Genomic DNA, 18,677 nt, shown 5'->3' on the forward strand with positions numbered 1-18,677 from the left:
CTTCCTCAGGCACACGTGTGCCACTATTCTCTCGCTCAGCGAGATACTTGTTCAACGAGTGATCCAGCGATGATCCCAGCAGCGCTCCAGCGCCGATCCGGCACCCGACCCGGAGCCGATCACACCACACCCCGCGGAGGCCCATCATGTCTGCCCGCACCACCCCCGACCCCGCACCGCGCCTCGCCCCGTACTTCGCCGCCTACGACCGGCTGCTCGCCCGCTGGCCCGTCCCGGTCGAACCGCTCACCGTCCGCACAGCCCACGGCACCACCCGGATCAACGCCTGCGGCCCCGCCGACGGCCGCCCCCTCGTCCTCCTCCACGGCGGCGGCGCCACCTCCACCATGTGGTTCGCCAACGCCGGCGCCTTCGCCGAGGCCGGCCACCGAGTCCTCGCCGTCGACCTCATCGGCGACCCCGGGCGCAGCGTCCACGACGGCGCCCCCCTCCGTGACGCCCCCGGCCTGCTCGGCTGGTTGGACGCCGTGCTCGACGAACTCGGCGTCCCCGCAGTCGACTTCTGCGCCCACTCGTACGGCGCCTGGATCGCCCTCCAGTACGCCCTGCACGCCCCCGCCCGGGTCGGCCGCCTCGCCCTGCTCGACCCCACCCAGTGCTTCACCGGCTTCCGCCCCGGCTACCTGCTGCGCGCCCTCCCGCTCTTCCTCCCCCGCCGCACCCCGGCCCGCGCCCGCTCCTACCTCGACTGGGAGTCCGCCCCCGGCCCCGCGGTCGACCCCGACTGGCGCGAGCTCTACGCCCTCGGCTACGCCGACTTCCCCGCCTCCCCCGTCGTCACCGGCCCCCGCCCCACCCCCACCCGGCTCCGCACCCTCACCACCCCCCTCCTCACCCTCTACGCCGCCGACTCCCGCGTCCACGACCTCCGCCGCACCGCCGAAGCCACCCGCCGCGCCGTCCCCCACGCCACCGTCACCACCCTCCCCGACGCCACCCACCACACCCTCCCCCACGCCGCCGCCCCGCAGGTCAACCACCACGTCCTCACCTTCCTCACCCCACCCGGCCGCTGACCTCCCCCACCCGGCCGTCACCCACGGAACGGCGACCCCCTACGCTTGCGGATCATGTGGACACGGACGGCCGCCGACGCGTTCCCGGGCAGCGGCTTCAGGGAGCCCGCCCAGGAGTCGGCACTGGCCGGGGCAGAGAGCCGACTCGGGGACGAACTGCCCGGCGAACTCAGGCAGTTGCTTCTGGAGAGCAACGGGATCGTGGGACGGACCAGCGTCGACACGGTCTGGCCCATCGAGCGGATCGTCGAACAGAACCGCTACCTCCGGACGGACGCCTCCATCGCCCGGCTGTACATGCCCTTCGACGCCCTCCTGTTCTTCGGGGACAACGGTGGCGGCGACCAGTTCGCCTTCGTACGGAAGCCCCGCAGGCCGGACATCTTCGTCTGGGACCACGAGAGCGACAGCCGCTCCTGGGTCGCCCGCGACCTGCGGGACTACCTGGGGCGCTCGCTCGCCACCGGCGGAGACGACTGGTACCGGTAGCCGAAGGGTCAGTCGCGGTCGGCGGCCCGCCGCAGGAGCTCCGCCGGCGAGGCCAGAACGGCGAACCAGGTGTTCGCGGTCTCGTCCGCGACCGGAGCCCAGGCGGCCACCACCGGGAGTTCGCAGTGCTCGCCGGCCTCCAGCGGGGGCAGCGTCCAGGTCAAGCCGTGCCGGTCGCCGAGGTCCACGCCCCACGTGCTGTGCGAGCGCCCGTAGACCTCGTCGATCAACCCACCCCACCGACCAGGGACCTCCCCGCCCGCGGCCAGGCAGATCGCCTCCTCGTCCATGCCGCCGACGGTGAGCCTGGTGCTGTCGTCGTCGACCGTGATCGCGACCAGCGACTGCCCGCCGTCCCACCCCGCGTCGGCACCCTCCGGCAGCCGGTCCGGCAGGCTCGCCGAGAACCGCACCCGCCCGAGCGGCGCGCGGGCGTCGATCCGCCAGACCGCCGCCCGGCAATCGGTCAGCGGCCCCCAGTTCTCCGGGTCGAGCCCGGGGTCGTACGGGGTCAGCAGCAGCTCGACCCGGGCGCCGGGCCGGCTCCAGCGAGCCACCGTACAGCCGCCGGGCAGCCCGAACAGCTCATCGGGCAGCAGCGGAAGGGCCGTACTCCCGATCGTCGTGGTGAACACCAGCGGGCCGAACGGCGTGTCGACGGCGGGCCGCCCGCCGAGGCGGAGGCGGGCACGCGGAACGGAGGGGAGCAGCACCCGCGCCAGCGTAGCGGGGGCCGTTCCGCCGGCGACGGGAGGGCGGGCTCGCCGATCCGGTGCGGGACGTCCGCCGGAACCGTCGCCCGTCCGGAGCGGGCCGGGGGCCGGCCCGCTGTTGCCGATTGCTGTTTCCGCCCCGGAAACAGGGGCGCAACGGCGCCCGGACTCCCCATGCTGTGACGCACCGTCAGACCGGTCCGGCTGGCGGGCAGGGCGTGGCCGGCGAAGGCCGCCACGGATCGAGGAGGTTCACGGTGCAGCGTGCGCTGCTGTCGACCAGGGCGACTCTGGTGTTGCTGATCGGCGTGCTCACGGGAATCGGCGCGGGCGTCCTGGCCGCCGCCGGGGGCGGGCACCCGGTCCGGTGCGTCCTGTACGGCGCCGGCGCCTTCGGCGTCAGCGTGCCGTTCGTCAACCGGCTCGTCGGCGATCCCGCGCAGGAGCCGGCCGAGAACGAGCCCGCTTCCTGATGCCCGCGCGGCCCGGGCCCTCCGGCTTCCCGGTTCCCGGGCCGCGACCGCGACCGCGACCGCGACCGCGACCGCGCCGACACTGCAAGGATGGTGACCTCCGTGGAGGTTCATGAGACACCGGGGGTGACCGGGTGGGAAGCCTGCAACCGCTGAACGCCGATCTGAACAAGGAGTGCCGCGCCTTCGCCGAGGCGCTGCGCAGCCTGTTCGCGGGGCTGCGGCCCACGGTGTCGGTGCGCCGCTACAGCTCGCGCCGCCACCTGAGCCCAGGGGCGCTCTCCCGCTACCTGTCCGGGCAGCGGATCCCGTCCTGGCAGTTCGTGCAGGACCTGCTCACCGACGTCGGCGCCGACCGGGGCAACGTCGCCACCCCGGAAACCGTCGAACTCCTCCGTTGCCTGCACGCGGCCGCGCAGCAGACCAGTGCCTCGGTCGGCCACGCCGTACAGCAGTTGCAGTCCCAACTGGCCGAGGCCGACCGGCTCTCGCGGCGCTCCGCGGCGCACAGCGACGTCCTGGGAGACGCCTTGCTCGACAAGAACCACCGCATCGCCGACCTGGAGCTGCGTCTCAACCAGCTGGAGACCGACTGGGCGCGGGAGCGCGCCCGCGCGGACGAGCTCGCCCGGTACGGCGGTGACCGCGCCGACCTGCTCCTCGAGAAGCAGGCGCTGGAGACGGACGTCGCGCGACTGGAGACCGAGCTGGCGGAGGCCCTGCGGCGTCAACTCGCCGCCGAGGCCCGCTGCGAGCTGCTGGAGCGCCAACTGATCGTCGCCGAACAGCAGGCCGGCGAGGACCCGCTGCGGATCGAGGCACCCGCGCCCGCCACCACCCCGGCCGCCACCGGCAGGCCCAGGGTCCTCGTCGTCGACGACCAGCCCGCGAACCTGGTCGCCCTCGAAGCCGTCCTCGCCGCCGCCGACTGGGACGTCCTCGGCGTCGCCTCCGGCCCCGAGGCCCTGAAGGCACTGCTCCAGCACAACGACATCGCCGTCATCGTCCTGGACGTCCAGATGCCCGGCATGGACGGCTACGCGACCGCCGCCCAGATCAAGAGCCGCGCACAGACCCGCGACATCCCGATCATCTTCGTCACCGCGATCGGGTCCGACCCGGAGAACACCCTGCGCGGCTACGACGCCGGAGCGGTCGACTTCATCGTCAAGCCCTTCGACCCCTGGCTCCTGCGCGCCAAGGTCACCGTCCTGACCGGCATGTACCTCAACTACCGCGGCACCCCACGCGCCATGCCCCCACACCAACCCGCCCACACCCCCACCCCCTGGCTCCTCCCCACCACCCACGCCGCCTCGTCGCCGGCCACCCGCCCCCGGTGACGATCGGCCTGGCCTCCGCCCCCAGCCCACCAACGTCGAGCACGGCTGACGCACCCAGCCGGGCCTCGACAACGAGTCCGGAGCGGTGGCGGAAACCCTGCCAGAGTAGGACGGGGTAGCCGTTCTCCTCATCGACCCGGCGGACTCACTCGACATCACCCGGAACTCCCGGCGGAAGCGACTCGTTCGCCATGCCCAAAGCCAAGGCGACGGCGCAGGCGCTCTGGAGGCGCTGGTAGCGGGCTTGGAGCTCGGCGGGGTCGGTTGCGGGCCTGAGCTGTGCGAGGAGCCAGGCCGTGGTTGCGTCGTCCATCGCGGCTTGTCCTTCGGGATGGGTGAGGCCCGGCACCTGGCTGGTGCCGGGCCTTGGCCGGTGACCGGCGGGCTACGTGGTGGTGATCTTCGTTCGGCGGCGGGGGCCGGCGTGTCCTCGGGACCACCTGTGTCCGGCTCGTCATCGTCCTCGCCGTCGTACTGCTCGGCGTCGACGCCGTCGGCCGTGAAACTCGCCTCCTACGACTCAATGAGAATCGCCGAATTCGCCATGTCAATCCCTGACCTTGACCTCGACGGCTGCACGGATCTCCAGCGTGCGCTTGGCCAGGTCCTCCGGCCGGCTCTCGCCCGTCTCGTCGACGACGATGCCGACTGTTGTTCCGTCCGCCCACGCGCAGGTGGTCTGGGGCGCGTCCGGGTCGGGGAGCACAGCGCAGTCGAGCGCGCCGCCGAGAGGGCCCGCCGGGAAGTCACCTCCAGTACCTGCGCAAGGAAGGGAAGCCACTCCCGGGGAGAGCGAGTGCCGATCTCCCAGCGCGACACGTCGTTTCGTGTCGGTGGAACCCGCCCGGGAGCGGCCTGGGCCAGCGCGTCGGCCAGCCGCCGCTGACTCCAACCTCGCGCCAGGCGACGCCGCATGTGCCACGCGAGCTGATGGAGGCGGCCAAGGCCGTCCCACCGGCCGTGCCCACGCCGCGTGTGCCGGCCCTGGCTGACTTCCTGCCCGAGGGCGACCCGCTGGCCCCGCTGAGTGCGCGTACCGGCCGGCGGATCGGCGCCGGGCAGGTCGCCGACCTGGCCCAGCGGGTGCACGGCCTGCGGCTGGCCGACGATGTGGTGTACGGGAAGGACCTGATCGGCCCGGCCCTGCGGGAACTGCGGGCGGCGGTCACGCTCTACCGCGAGGGCACCCACACCGAGCAGGTGGGCCGCGAACTGCTAAGGACGATTGGCGAATTGGCGCAGATTGCCGGTTGGGTCGCCTCCGATGCGGGCGAGCATGCCGAGGCGGAGCGGATCTACCAGCTCGGGATCAGTGCCGCCCGTGCCGCCGGGGACGGGGTGCTGTCGGGGAACGTGGCGGGCTCGCTGGCCTACCAGTGGAGCAACACTGGACGCCCCCACGACGCCGTCAACCTCGCCACCGCCGCCGTCCAGGAGGCCGGTCCCGATGCTCCGGCCAAGGCCCGCGCGCTGTACTTGGACCGGGTGGCCTGGGCGCACACCCGCGCCGGCCAGGACCGCCCGGCGATGGCTGCCCTCGGGGAGGCCGGCGAGGCCCTGGCTCAGGACTCGGCCGGCACCGAGTCGCCCTCGTACCTGTACTGGATGGACGCCGGGGAACTGCAGGTCATGGAGGCCCGCGTCTACACAGAGCTGCACCGGCCGCTTCGCGCCGTTCCGCTGCTGACGGACGTCCTGGGCCGTTACGACGCCAGTCACGCGAGGGAGTTGGCGTTGTACCTGTCCTGGCTGGCCATGGCCTACGCCGATGCGAACGAGCCCGAGGCCGCAGCCGGGACGGCTGGCCGGATGCTCGCCCTGGGGCAGAGCGGCAACGAACGCACCACGGAGCGCACGCGGATCGTGCTGGACCGGCTGCGGGCGTTCCGCGACGTCCCCGAAGTCGCCGAACTTCTGGCGTCCTGACCCTCCCGATCGCGGGGGCGAGTTCGGACTGCTGCTTGCTGGTCGGCGTCTCGGCACGCAGTACGGCACTGCTCGTGCGTGGGCTGGTCGCTCGGCGCGGGTGCGGTCGGCGGGGAGCCTCGCGCCGTGCCGGAGGCGACTCGGCCACCGCCCTCGGCGAGCCCGGCGATAGAAGCGGGTCGAACCCCTGGCCGACCCTGCTGCCCACGATCCGGCCGTACGACGGTCGCAGGCGACAACTTGCTCCGCGTTGCGGGCAAGGAGTCCGTAGCCCACAACTTGCTCCGACCCTGGGCGGTGCTGGGGTAAGCAGCGCTTACCCCACAACTTGCTCCCATCGGGCACCAGTCGAGCCCCGCTCACGACCCGGCGGACCGCCTGACCGCCGACACCCGTGAAGACCTCGGGGCCGGTCCGACCCTGGGTCGGTCGGCGACGTCGGACCACCTCCAACGGGCGGGGCCCGCCTTGAACCCGTAAGGAAGGTTTGACGCACTCCACCGCCGGGGGCACCATCGAGCCCGCACCACGGACGCGTCCCGCTCAACTTGTCCGCCGGCGCTGCCGTCAACCATTGCCGTCAGAACCACCGGTAGTCCCACCGGAATACATTCCGGTGGGACTACCGGTGCGGCAAGGAGTAATTCCTAGCAGGCCACTTAGAGGGAGAATACTGGCTTAAGCCAGATCGAGATCAGCCTAGTATTATCAATTCCCAGAACCGTGCCACCCGCGATTTGAATGAATTGCGCGCCAGCATCCATTCCAGCGCGAGCAACTATCCATCCATTCGATGGATCATATTCAACCCGCCAATGACTAGCCGGGATCGGAATAGATACGCCCTCCTCGAATGGCTCCTCCGGTCCTACGAATACTCTGCCAGGCGAGTGGTTCGGCGTGGTCAGACGCGCAGGGATCCAGGATTGCCTCGGAAAATAGCCCCAGACAAACAGAGCCTCTCCGGATTCGATGCCGACTTCAAGTTGCAACGTATCCACAACGACGCTGGTCACGCCACCCGCGCCGATGCGTTCAACCAGGTCGGCACGGCTCTGGGCTTCAAAGAGGAAGCTGTGCTCAGCAGTCAGGTAGTTAAGCGTCCCACTCAAGGGAGCCCCGCTTTGCACGGAAAAGGTCAGATTCATCTCTTGCCCACATAGTTGAAGTGGAGGACCGTATTAGTGTTCGTATCAATAAGAAGCTCCCAAGTCCCTTCCTTCCCTGCCGTACGACTCCCCGGCGTGTCCCACCGAAGCACCCCCGGGGCGCCCCGAGGATCCAAAGTCGGCTCACTCCCCGCCATGATCTCTCTAATGAGCAGGCCATTATTTGGTTTCATAAAGGGGCGAACTAGATCGCCATCCTTGGGATTCCCTCTGCTGTCGATAATATCTGCGGCATGATTCGCAACGGTGCGACTCATTGTCAGATTCTCGACATCGATCTTTCCTGCCATTGCGGAGAGATCGCAAGCTGGCGAGGTGTTATGCACCAGCACCGGCGTGGCACCGGCCAGTACATAGTACGTGTGGCGGTCGTCAACAGTGAGATTAAAGCGGTCCGCGGCACCTGCCTCCAGGCTCAACTTCTCTACGGTCGCCGTCGTTCCATAGGGCGTTGACAGGCTGTGGCCAGATGCCAGGTCACCTGCTGCTACCCAGGCGTGCTCCGTATCGTCCCAGAACGGATGGTTTGCCGTGGTGTGGAGAACGGCCTTCGTGCCCTGTGCGTCCGAGACCGTGACGTCGAGAAGGTTGTCATCGTGGTTGATCCACAGAGCGCGGACCGTGTTGCTCCCAGCTGGTTTCCCATCAGTTGGGTCGCCGGTCTGGACTTCGTCGCCCGGCCTGACATCCGCGATATCTTTGGCGCTTCCGTCGCCGAGCAGAACCTGGGTGTCCGGGGAGAAGCTGCAGCCACCGCCGATTCCACCGGCGATCTTGCCCCCGATGTAAGCTGCGGCAGCCCCCTCGATCTCGGCGAGGACCAACTTCTGCGTGTTCTTGCAATCCTCCACGCATTGTCCAAGGCCGGCAGCCTCGGCACTCACCATGTAGAGGCAGGCAGGGTTTTCAATTGCGGCACATACCGCCGCGCCGACCAGCTCAACGGTCATCGCCGTGAGCATCTGCTTCGACCCGTCCCACAGTTCCTTGAGCGTAAGGTCTCCGAGGATCATGTGCCTCGCGCGTTCTTCGAGGGCCTGGTAGGCGGGTGTTCCGGGGACGTTCCAGGTGCCCGGGCTCTCCTTCCTGACCTTCTGGACTGCTTCGTTGAAGTTGTCTATGCGGTCCTTCGGGATCTTGCTGAGCACGTCGGCGGATATGGCAGCCTTGGGCGCAGGCTTGGGGGCTGGAGGCGCGGGGGTCGGCGTGTACTTCTGGATGTCGACGTTCCAGCTGCCGTGGTCGGTGGTCCACGTTTCCTGGACGATTTGGGAATCGCCACTGTCGGGGTCGGTGGTCCGGCATGTAGCGAATCCGCCGCAGGTGCCGTCGGGGTGCAGGCCGGAGGGGTCGCTCAGGTTGACGGGGTCGTTGTTGCTGTAGGCGTAGGCGTTCCACTGTTGTGGGGACGCGAGGTCGATGATGGGGTCGGGGTTGAGGAAGCGGCCGGTGGTGGGTTGGTACTCGCGGGCGCCGAGGTTGGTGAGGCCGGTGGCGTCGTCCTTGGTGCCGCCGACGAAGCCGTGGTCGCCGGCCCAGGTGGTGGGCTGGGTGCCGCGGGGGTTGCCGAACGGGTCGGTCGGGCGCCGGCTCTCGGTGAGTGTGGCGCCGTCGATGGCGAGGGTGCCGGTGCCGTGGTGGTCACCGATCTGGTAGGTCGACTTTCCACCTTGGCGGACCAGAGTGGTGCCGCCGGGGATCGGGTAGTAGCGGACTCCTGTGAGGGCGGGGCTGGCTGTTGTGTCGTAGACCAGTTCGTCGTTGCCGAGCGTGATGGTGGTTTTGCCGGGGTCGCGGCGGATGAGCTGGTTGCCCGCAGCGTCGTAGAGGTAGGTCGTCGGCCCCGCGCCCCCGGTCTTGGCCGAGGAGGCGAGCCTGTTCTCGCTGTCCCAGGTGAGGCTGGTGGTGCCGGAGGCGTCAGTGATGGACGTCGTGTTGCCGGTGGCGTCGTACTGGAGGTTGGCTGAGCTGACTCCACTCGGGGAGGTGGTGGTGAAGGACGACAGGGCGTGCGGGCCGCCGGTTCCTCCACCGGTGTTGGGCCCCGTAGCCGGCGAGTTCACCTTCCCGGCTGCCGGGAAGCTCTGGTTGGTGGTGGTGTCCTTGGTGCTGTCACCGGAGGGGTCGTGCTGGATGAGCTGGGTGCGGTTGCCGGTGAGGTCGTAGCCGTAGCTCTGCCAGTACGCAGCGGGGCCACCGACCGTGGTCTTCAGGGGGGCCTGGACACCGCTGGTGGGAGTGGAGTTGGCGCAGGCGCCGATACCTCCGACGGTGGGCTGGGCGGCCTGGGTGAGGGTTCCGGTGTCCGTCCAGGCGTTGGTCAGCCGGCCGAGGTAGTCGTAATCGAAGCACTGGAGGTCGGTGGAGGACGGGGTGTTGTCCGGGATGTTCCGGATCGCCGTCATCTGGCCGGCCGCGTTGTAGGTGTAGGAGAGCTGCTGGACAGCTCCGCTTGCGGCGGTCTGCTTGTCGACGAACTGTGACAGCTGGCGACCGGTGGACTCGTCGTAGGTGTTGGTGACGACTACCTGGGTGCCCCACGGGTTCATGGTGGAGCGGATGTTGCGACCGTACGCGTCCCAGTCCGAGGACAGGTCGTAGGTGGCTCCCCCGTAGGCGCCGAAGTCGCTCAGCGGGCCGTTGTTGTCGTAGTGGTAGGTGAGAGATTCTTCGGCGATGTCCCCCACGGCTGAACGGTCGTCGTCCGTCAGCGCGCCGGTGATGGGGTCGTAGAGTGCCTGGTAGGTGTAGGTGAAGGGGGTGGTGCCCTGGCCGATCTCGGTGCCCGGGATCGTGATGGTGGTCGTGGTCGGGTGGTAGGCGGTGTCGTACGCCAGGATGGAGTTGGTGTAGGCGATTCCGGAGGCGCCGTTGACGTAGCGCGTCGAAGTGGCGGGCTTGCCCTTCAGAACGGTGTCGTAGGTGAAGCCGGTCAGCTGGTGGTCCGTGCTGACCGCTCCGGAGAACGTGCCGGTCACACGGCCGAGCAGGTCATAGGTGTAGGAGATGGTCTGACCACGTCCGTCGGTGGCGGAGGCCACGTGGCCCTCGCTGTCGAACGTCTTGGTCGCGGTACCGGTGTCAGGGTCGGACGCCGTCGTCTCACGGCCGCGCAGATCGTAGCCGTGCGTCCAGGTGTTACCCGCCGCGTCCTTCTGCGTGGCCAGGTGGCCGTCAACCGTGTACGTGTAGGAGGTCACATCCGCATCGGCCGGGTTTCCGGTGGCGGTGGCGGTCTTGTACTGCCACAGCTGGGTGTTGTGGCCGCGTGCGTCGGTGACGGCTGACTTGGGCGTGGCGCCTGCGGGTGGTGTGACGTCGATGCGGTCGGTGCCGGGATAGGTGGTTGTGGTGGTGGCCTGCGTGGCCCCGTAGGCGACGAACTGCTGTGTCACAGGTCGGCCGAGGCCGTCGTAGACGTTGTAGGTCTGCGCCGGCACCTTGTTGGTGGTGGTCTGGAACGGTGTGGTGCTGGGCGCGGTGTCCTTGTTGTACCAGGGGCTGTTGGCCCTCGTGACGCGTCCCTGCGAGTCGTACACGGTATCGGTGATGAGGCGGCCCGTGTAGGCGGAAAGTGCCGGGGTCGCCTGGGACTGAACGATCCGTCCCTCGCCGTCCATGATGTCGATCTTGACGGCGTAGTGGCCGTCCTTGAGCAGGTCCGAGCTGATCACGGTCGGAGGAACTGCAGCGTTGTTGACCACGCCGGGGAGTGTGTAGGCGAAGGTCTTGTTGGCGCTGGCCTTGGTGTCGCGCCCTGGTAGCCATACACCGGTCAGCCGGCCGAGTGCGTCGTAGGCCTCGGTGGTTGTGCGGCCGTTGGGATCGGTTGCCGTCAGCGGCAGTGAACGCGCGGTGTCGTACGTGGTGGTGATGGCCCGGCCGGTGGCCGCGTCGCTCGCACCTGCGGGCGCGGGGCTGGTGACGGTGACGGCGTTGGGCAGTTCGCCCGCGTTGGCCACCGTGTAGGTGGTGGTGACGACCGCCCCGCCCGGGTGGGCGCTGTCGGTGGCGTTGGGGTCGGTCGCACTCGTGATGCGCCCGTAGGCGTCGTAGGCTGCGTTGGCCGCGCTGAACTGCGGGATTCCGGTGGAGTCGAAGTGGTCGAGGGTCAGTGTGCCCGTGGGGTCATGAGCTGTTCCGAGCTGCCCGAAGTCCCGTCCGTCGTAGAGGGTCCGTGTCCAGGAGACCGTGTTGGTGGCTGTTGCCGGCGCGGTGCAGGCGTTCTGACCGGAGACCACGACCGACTCGGACGGCACTTCCAGGATCTGCGCATCTGTGCCGGCGTAACCGGTGCGGGTGCAGATGTCGGGCAGGCCGTCGGCGCTGTCCAGCGAGGTGACGATGCGGTTCCCGTGTGAGGGATCGGTGTTAGTGGTGGTGCTGTTGGTCTGCCAGGTCCCGTCAGCCTTGAGGGCCTTGCTTGTGCGCACAACGGTCGTGGCCGTGTACTGGGCGAGGAGAGCGGGCAGGTTCTTGCCCTGGCTATGGGTGGCGGTGGTGACCGGTCCACCACTGAAGGAGCTCACCGTGTAGCCGACGATACTGCCAGCGGGGTCCGCGCTGGTGTACGTGTCGCTCTCACGGTTCTGGCCGGAGAGCCAGTCGGAGTCGGTGGCTCCTGCGCCCATCGGGCCCGCGACCGGGGGGACGCTGCGGGTGCTGCCGTTGGCGAGCAGGTCGCCGTCCATGCCCTGGTAGAAGGTGGTCGACTTCTTCGATTGCGGCCCGTCGTTGCCGCTGCCGGATATCTCGGTGATGGAGGCGTAGCCGCGGAACTGGTCCCAGGTCCGGTACTTGTCGTCGGCCAGAGCGGAGGTGTTCCGGTGCCAGGCGGCCTTGCCGTAGGTGTAGTTGGTCACCATGGGAATCGAGCCCGGAGTGGCCGGGTTCAGCATGAGGCTGGTGACCGGGTACTTCAGGAACCAGTCGTCCACGGGCGCCGCGCCCGCGATGGAGCCGGGCGGACTCCACTTGACGTTGTAGCAGGAGCGGGTGTCGCTATCCGCGGAGGCCGGCATGACGTTGTTCGCCCGTGAGCAGTCGGCGGAGGCGTAGTTGACGCCGATGGTGCTGCCGGTCTCGGTGGTGATCAGCTGGATGCGGGGCCGGTTGTAAGCCGGCGGCGCGGGCACGAGGTTGGTGCCGTCCACCCGGTTGGGCAGTAGCTGGGCGGTGAAGGACACCGAGGGCAGGGTGATCGGGTCACCGGTGGCCTGCTTGTCCTGTCCGGTGCGCTGGATGGAGGCGAGCCAGGGGACCTGGGTGTTCTCGGTAGCGTTCTGCGCGTTGAGGAACGTGTGGTTGAGCGCGTACGAGTCAACCGTCTGGTAGACGCCGTTGATCCGGACCTGGGTGGCGACAGAAGCTAGCCACTTGGTGGTCCAGAACGTCGGGCCGTAGTTGGTGCACGGGCTGTTGGCGTCGCACTGCTGGTCCAGCGGAACGTCCGGCCAGTTCGCCGCGTTGGCCGCGGTGCGCTGGGACGGGTCGCAGGCTGCACTGGAGGTGACACACCGCTCGGAGGCGTTGAAGACGAGCTTCGCGGCGGGATCGTAAGCGCCGTTGTTGTTCAGCTGGTCAGAGAGAAGCTGGCCGTAGCCGATCGTGGCGGGCACGCCGGCGCGGGTGTAGGCGGTGCTGGTGCCGTTGCCGTTGTTCTGGCCTCCACCGCGGGAGTAGTAGTTCGTCTCGGGGGCGTAGGTGTAGGTAGTGAGGTTGCCGTGCGGATCGACGACGAAGTCGAGGTTCCAGCGCCACGCGCTCTGGCACCATGAGGCCTGGCCCTTGGCCGGGTCGTAGCACGGGTCGCCGCTGTTGGGGGAATAGACCGGCTCGGTCCACGCTGAGTTGCTGTCCGCGCCGAGCGTGGTCGGGTTGCCGTTCGCGTCCGGCACATGGTTCAGGCCGAAGTAGGACACCGTTCCGCCGGTGTCGGTGACCTTGATGTAGGCGCCGTTCCACGTGCCGTTGGTCGCGCCGGTCAGGAACTGCACCTTGGTGCCGTCGTCGTTCTTAATCCGCCAGGTGCAGTTGGACTGCTCCATCGAGGCGGGGGCGCCAGACTGGCAGGAGGCGTCGTCTGGCACCAGCTGGCCCGAGTGGCTGCCCAGGGAGAGGATCATGTTGGCGCCGGTCCAGCACTGGTCGCCGGAGCCAGCGATGCCGTCCAGTGAACAGGGCTTGAACGAACGCTCAACGAAGCCTGGGCTATAGTCCCAGCCGTCGCCGATCCAGGAGGCTTGGGAGTTCGTCGAGGAGGTCTTGCCGTCCACCGAGGACGAGTCGTAGGAAAGCGCCAGTTTCGGGGCCGTCCCACCGAGCGTTGCCGGGGTCTGGATCGGGTAGTCGTAGGTGAACGACCCTGAGGAACCGCCAGCGGTCCATGCCTGCGAGGGATTAAGGCTGGTCGCCGTGTAGGTTCCGGCTCCGCTGGATGCCCCGGACACGACGCCGACCGTGGTGGAGGTGGTAGTGGAGTCCGCGTACACCGCACGGGCCGCCCCAGAGGCGTCGGTGGCGCTCTTGGTGGCCGGAGTGGTCGAGGCCTTGGTCGTGCCCGTGCCGGTCAGCGGCACGTCGGCGACGAGCTTCTTCGTCGCCGGGTCGTAGTGGGACTCGAGTGAGGTCTGCTTCCGGCAGTCGGCGGTCTGCGGCGTTGTCGTTGCGCAGGCGGGCAGGACCACCAGGTGGGCCCTAGCGGCCCAGTTCGCGCCGAACGCGGCGTCCAGGCTCGACGCGTCGACACCCAGTCGCACGGGTGCGTCATCGCCCGACCCGGGCCGGGTGAGGGTCACCGCCACGCCGGGGATCCCGGCTGTCGCCGAGGCCTTGGCATCGGCCATCTCGACCTGGATCGTCTGACCCGCGGCCGATGAGCCGGCCAGCGGCGCGACGGTGACCGGGAGTCCCGAGGCCTTGGCCTCCGCACCGGCCTGGGGCTTCTCACCCTCGCTCAGCGGGTGTGCCGCGGGTGCGGAGCCGAGCGTCACCGACGCGTGGCCGCCCGGAACCGGCTTCAGGTCCCTCGGCGGCGTCCAGGTCGGAGGCACCGGGTGTTCCGGCTTCGCGGTCGGCACCGGTGCGGCGTTCTGGCCGGCCACCGAAGGAGTCTTCGGCAAGGCGGTGTTCGGCGGCGACCACTTGCGCGAGTAGTCCGGCCCGCCCGCCGCTGCCGCGAGCGGCAGGGGCGCCAGCATCGACCCGAGGACGGCGGCCGTCGTAACGGCCGCGAACCGTCCCCGTAGTCTCCCCCTCCAGCCCTTTGCTCTTTCGAAGCCTGACCGTTGTGTAAATGACACTCTTTTACATCCCCCAAGCATTAGGCCCTCGAATATGGGGGCCAAGTCCTGTATCCGAACTGACGGATGCTAGCGAACCCTGATTACCGACAGTCAAGCCCTGGTCACTGGTGAGGATTCTCACGGGGGCCCACGAATCACCCAATTCGCTGCAAGTCAGGACTTCGTCAGCGAATTGAAATTGGCCGATGTCAGTGCCCGCCCCTACGGTGCCTCTGATCTGTGCCTATGCAGGCCTTGCCATGCTCTTTGGGGGGAGATTCCCGTTTTGAACAGAAAGCGCCGCCATAACGGTGCACCACTCGCGGCCCTGACGGTGACTGCCGTTCTCGCGCTCACGACCGGCCTCTCGGGGCCCACCGCGCACGCTGCTGACACACCGACCGTGCCGTCGCAGGCAGCGATCGACGCCGCCACCGCGCAGAAGATGCAGGAGCGTCCACCGGCCAACGCGACCGATCAGGCCATTGCCCAGGCCAAGGCCACGCAGAAGAACGTCCCGGTCGACTCGCTCACGACCGAGTACAGCGAGACCGTCGCCACCCCTGAAGGCCACCTCGCGCTCACCAGCCACCTGGAGCAGCAGCGGGTGCGACGGGGCGGTGTCTGGCAGCCGCTGGACGCCACCCTTACGGCCAACCCGGACGGCACGTTCTCCCCCAAGTCGGCGGCGGGGCAGGTGGCACTGTCCAAGGGCGGGGACGGGCCGCTGGCGACCATGACCAGTTCGGACGGGAAGAAGCTCGCGCTGTCCGCCCCGTTCGCACTGCCCACGCCGACCGTCAGCGGTGACAGCGCGGTCTATCCGTCCGTGGCACCTGACATCGACCTGAAGGTCACCGCCACCAAGCTCGGTGGCCTGACCACCGTGCTGGTCGTCAAGACCCAGGCAGCCGCAGCGAACCCGGTTCTGAAGAACCTGCACTTCGGGACCACCGTCGACGGCGTCTCCGTCAAGACCGACGACCACGGAAACGTCACCGTCGTCGGTGCCGACGGCAAGCCCCGCTGGGTCTCCCGCACACCGCAGATGTGGGACAGCACCACCGCGCCCGCGGCGAGCACGCCCGCGCCCGTGGTGAAGAGCGCCCTCACGTTCAGAGCGTCGGCGGCCGCCGACACCGCCGCGCAGCCGGACACGACCACCGCCCCCGCCGCGAGTTCCGACGCCGGCCCCGGAGCGGCCTCAAAGGTCTCCACCATGCCGGTCAAGGCCACCGACACCGGGATCGACCTCACCCCCGACCAGGACCTCCTGGCCCACGGCACCGCCCCGTACTACATCGACCCCGACTATCTTCCCTGGACCCAGTGGGGCAACTCCTGGACCTGGGTCCAGTCCGCCCACGACGGCTCCAACAACTGGATGCGCCAGGGCAGCGGAGACGCCGACCACCCGGGTGTCGGCAAGTGCGGCACCTACCCCAACGGCGGCAGCTGCTCACCCGCCGACATCGAGCGCAGCTTCTACCAGTTCGACATCAACGCACTCAACGGTGCGGTCATCCACTCCGCGACGATGACCATGCAGGAGTACGTCTCCGCCGACTGGTCCTGCACCACCAACTACCCGCTGAACCTCTACGTCACCGGGCCGATCGGCAACGGCACCCACTGGTCCAACCAGCCCTCACAGAACGGCGGTTCGCTCGGCACGGCCTTGGTCGGCGGCTCGGGCCAGGACCCGTGCCACGACAACGTGCCGTTCAGCTTCGACATCACCGGCGCGATGAAGCAGTACGTCAACTACGGGCAGCTGACGTTCGGCCTCTACGGCGACGAGAGCAACCAGTACGCGTTCAAGCGGTTCACCTACCAGCCGGCGCTGTCCGTCCAGTACGACCGGGCGCCCAACGTCCCCACCAACCCGGCGGTGTGGCCCGCGCCCACCACGGTCAGCCCCGCGGCGACCAACCAGGCCTGCGGTGACGGCAACGCGAACGACTGGGCGTGGCTCGGTGCCGGGTCCGCGCAGAACAACGCCGTCTGGCTCAATGCCAACGTCACCAGTCCCACCCAGGCGCAGGTCAAGACCTGGGACCACATCTGGGACTACAACGTCCCTGGTGTCCCCGACGTCGCCAAGGGCGAGACCCCCTACGTCAGCAGCGGCAGCACCACCAGCTTCCAGGTCCCGGCCGATGTCATCCAGGACGGCCACGCCTACGGCTACGGCATGATGGCCCTGGACGGCCTGGACGACACCCCTTGGTCCGCCTCCACCCCGGCCTGCTACTTCAAGGTCGACCTCACCCCGCCGACCGTCACCTTCCCCACGACGGTCGCCGACACCAGCAAGCAGTTCCCGCCCGCCGGTAACGGGCAGGCCCCCCAGATCTACGCCGGCCAGAGCGGCGGCGTCCCCTTCACCGCCACCGACCCCAACCCGAGCGGCGGCTACACCTCCGGCGTGGTCTGCCTGCGCTGGAGCTTCGACCCCCAGCTCGCCGACTCCACCTGGAAGTGCGGCGGCGACATGCCCACCGGTCAGATCCAGGTGACCGCCGGACGCTGGGGCACCAACGTCCTCTACATCCAGGCCGAGGACAACGCCGGCAACCTCTCCCCCGTCGCCCAGTACGCCTTCTACGCCCCCTGGAACCCGAACAGCCCCGCGCCGACCTTCGGCGACGTGACCGGTGACGCCCTGCCCGACATCGTCACCGCCGACCCCAACGGCGACCTGCGCGCCTACAGCATCCCCGCCACCGGCGTAACGGCCCCTCTCGCCGCCCCGAAGGCCAACTCCCCCAGCCAGGATTCCTGGGCCAACTACCGCATCACCCACCGCGGCAGCCTGCGCGGCGGCAACAACGTCGACGACCTCATCGTCCACAAGGACGGCGACCAGAACCTCTACTTCTACAAGAACCCCGGCAACACCGGCGTCACCGGAACTTTCGACTCCAAGTACACCCTGGCCAAGCCCGCCTGCGACCCGAAGCTCACCGACTGCACCGGCTACAACGCGACCGACTGGTCCACCACGCTGCAGATCGCCGCCAGCGGCGACCCCAGCACCACCAAACTCGACACCAGCAAGAAGTTCCTCAACCGCACCGGCCTGTTCACCATCGAGACCAGCCCGGACGGCACCGGCGCCCTCTGGTTCTACCCCGCCATCGGCGACGGTACCTTCGGCTCGCCCACCAAACTCGCCGCCACCGGCTGGAAGAGCCTAGACCTGATTACCCCGGGCGATTGGACCGGCCAGGGCCACCCCGGCCTGTGGACCCGCGACCAGAGCACCGGAGAACTGCGCGGCTACACCTTCACCACTGGCACAATCACCGTCATAGGCCCCTTCGGTCGCAGCTCCAGCTACCCCACCCTCACCGGCATCGACGCCGGCACCAAGATCGGCACCAACATCACCAGCGCCACCTGGCCCGTCGTCGGCTCCGACGGCGACCTCACCGGCACCGGATCACCCACCCTCTGGGGCATGACCCAAGGCGGCATCATCCAGGTCTCCACCGGCCACCCCACCACCGGCCCCGGCTACGCCTGGGACACCCCCATGACCGGAGCCGTGAGCACCTACGCCGAGAACAGCCCCATCACCTACGCCGCCCAGACCGGCAAGTGCATCGACATAGCCGGCGCCAACACCGCACCCGGAACCGCCGTCCAGCTGTGGGACTGCAACTCCAACGCCGCCCAGAACTGGACCTTCAAGCCCGACGGCACCCTGCGCGCCCTCGGCGGCTGCCTCGACGCCACCAACGCCGGCACCGTCAACGGCACCCTCCTTCAGCTGTGGAGCTGCAACAGCGGCCCGAGCCAGACCTTCCTCCCCCGACCCGACGGCAGCCTCTACAACCCTGCATCCGACCGATGCATCGACCTCCCCGGCGGCACCGCGACCAACACCGCCCGCCTGCAACTATGGGACTGCAACAACACCCCCGCCCAGAAGTGGAACGCCCTCGTAAGAAGCTGAACTGCATCGCAGCCAAACCCAGGTCCCACTATCAGGCTAAGGCGTGCCCTGATGGTGAAGCCCTGACAACCTGATGCTCGCTCGGCCGGGGCCACCCCGTCGCACTGATCTGCGACGGGGGGCCCCGGCCCATTGGCGAACGGGCCCTGGGCGACGATGTTCCAGGAGCAGTGGCCCGAACCGTCCGCCGGGCCGGACGGCGGCACCGACCACGGCGCCGCGCACACTCGGGGAGGCGACGCGCTGACGGCCCGCCGCAGGTCCCGGAATGCGAGGATGGGAC

Annotated in this window: 11 protein-coding genes; 6 read left to right on the forward strand and 5 right to left on the reverse strand. The window is 68.9% G+C overall.

Translation table 11 applies throughout. The features are described from left to right. The first annotated feature begins 146 nt into the window (after nucleotides 1-146). Together ACFWIS_RS23040 and ACFWIS_RS23045 are read left to right on the forward strand one after the other, a co-directional pair. Nucleotides 147-1,037, forward strand: a complete 891-nt coding sequence (locus ACFWIS_RS23040; protein ID WP_380461100.1) for an alpha/beta fold hydrolase — start codon at nucleotides 147-149, stop codon at nucleotides 1,035-1,037. A gap of 54 nt (nucleotides 1,038-1,091) precedes the next feature. Then, a complete protein-coding gene (locus ACFWIS_RS23045) occupies nucleotides 1,092-1,526 on the forward strand; it encodes an SMI1/KNR4 family protein (protein WP_380461099.1) in 435 nt (144 codons plus the stop codon). An 8-nt stretch (nucleotides 1,527-1,534) separates the two neighbouring features. Here ACFWIS_RS23045 and ACFWIS_RS23050 read toward each other — a convergent pair whose 3' ends face one another. After that, on the reverse strand, nucleotides 1,535-2,239 hold the full coding sequence (locus ACFWIS_RS23050; RefSeq protein WP_380461098.1) for a hypothetical protein: 705 nt from the start codon (nucleotides 2,237-2,239) through the stop codon (nucleotides 1,535-1,537). Between the two features lie 257 nt (nucleotides 2,240-2,496). Here ACFWIS_RS23050 and ACFWIS_RS23055 point away from each other — a divergent pair, with 257 nt between their 5' ends. Beyond that, nucleotides 2,497-2,712 carry a hypothetical protein gene (locus ACFWIS_RS23055; RefSeq protein WP_380461097.1) on the forward strand — a complete coding sequence of 72 codons (216 nt, stop codon included), beginning with the start codon at nucleotides 2,497-2,499 and terminating at the stop codon, nucleotides 2,710-2,712. Nucleotides 2,713-2,846: 134 nt separating this feature from the next. After that, entirely contained in the window at nucleotides 2,847-4,055 is a 1,209-nt protein-coding gene (locus ACFWIS_RS23060) for a response regulator (protein WP_380461095.1), read from the forward strand. 145 nt (nucleotides 4,056-4,200) lie between these two features. On the opposite strand, the gene ACFWIS_RS23065 is transcribed toward ACFWIS_RS23060, so the two are convergent. Both ACFWIS_RS23065 and ACFWIS_RS23070 read right to left on the reverse strand, forming a co-directional pair. Further along, the gene (locus ACFWIS_RS23065) at nucleotides 4,201-4,368 is read right to left on the reverse strand and encodes a hypothetical protein (RefSeq protein ID WP_380461093.1); all 168 of its coding nucleotides are present in this window, start codon (nucleotides 4,366-4,368) and stop codon (nucleotides 4,201-4,203) included. Between the two features lie 234 nt (nucleotides 4,369-4,602). Continuing rightward, complete coding sequence (locus ACFWIS_RS23070) at nucleotides 4,603-4,761, reverse strand: hypothetical protein (RefSeq protein ID WP_380461092.1); 159 nt, start codon at nucleotides 4,759-4,761, stop codon at nucleotides 4,603-4,605. 209 nt (nucleotides 4,762-4,970) lie between these two features. Between ACFWIS_RS23070 and ACFWIS_RS23075 the strand changes: the two genes are divergently transcribed. Beyond that, nucleotides 4,971-5,981, forward strand: a complete 1,011-nt coding sequence (locus ACFWIS_RS23075) for a transcriptional regulator (protein WP_380461090.1) — start codon at nucleotides 4,971-4,973, stop codon at nucleotides 5,979-5,981. A 659-nt stretch (nucleotides 5,982-6,640) separates the two neighbouring features. Here ACFWIS_RS23075 and ACFWIS_RS23080 read toward each other — a convergent pair. After that, nucleotides 6,641-7,129 carry a hypothetical protein gene (locus ACFWIS_RS23080; RefSeq protein ID WP_380461088.1) on the reverse strand — a complete coding sequence of 163 codons (489 nt, stop codon included), beginning with the start codon at nucleotides 7,127-7,129 and terminating at the stop codon, nucleotides 6,641-6,643. After that, a complete protein-coding gene (locus ACFWIS_RS23085) occupies nucleotides 7,126-14,349 on the reverse strand; it encodes a polymorphic toxin-type HINT domain-containing protein (protein WP_380461086.1) in 7,224 nt (2,407 codons plus the stop codon). Before ACFWIS_RS23085 ends, ACFWIS_RS23080 begins: the two co-directional genes overlap by 4 nt. Nucleotides 14,350-14,836: 487 nt before the next feature. Here ACFWIS_RS23085 and ACFWIS_RS23090 point away from each other — a divergent pair, with 487 nt between their 5' ends. Next, nucleotides 14,837-18,394: a ricin-type beta-trefoil lectin domain protein gene (locus tag ACFWIS_RS23090; RefSeq protein WP_380461085.1), complete on the forward strand. Its 3,558-nt coding sequence runs from the start codon at nucleotides 14,837-14,839 to the stop codon at nucleotides 18,392-18,394. Nucleotides 18,395-18,677: the final 283 nt, after the last annotated feature.

It is taken from the genome of Kitasatospora sp. NPDC127060, assembly GCF_042724935.1.
GTDB lineage: Bacteria > Actinomycetota > Actinomycetes > Streptomycetales > Streptomycetaceae > Kitasatospora.

What these genes read in the sequence shown, in the direction of transcription:
- ACFWIS_RS23065 (WP_380461093.1), bottom strand. Translation starts at nt 4,368, where the DNA reads ATGGACGACGCAACCACGGCCTGGCTCCTCGCACAGCTCAGGCCCGCA.
- ACFWIS_RS23085 (WP_380461086.1), bottom strand. Translation starts at nt 14,349, where the DNA reads ATGCTGGCGCCCCTGCCGCTCGCGGCAGCGGCGGGCGGGCCGGACTAC.
- ACFWIS_RS23040 (WP_380461100.1), top strand. Translation starts at nt 147, where the DNA reads ATGTCTGCCCGCACCACCCCCGACCCCGCACCGCGCCTCGCCCCGTAC.
- ACFWIS_RS23045 (WP_380461099.1), top strand. Translation starts at nt 1,092, where the DNA reads ATGTGGACACGGACGGCCGCCGACGCGTTCCCGGGCAGCGGCTTCAGG.
- ACFWIS_RS23080 (WP_380461088.1), bottom strand. Translation starts at nt 7,129, where the DNA reads ATGAATCTGACCTTTTCCGTGCAAAGCGGGGCTCCCTTGAGTGGGACG.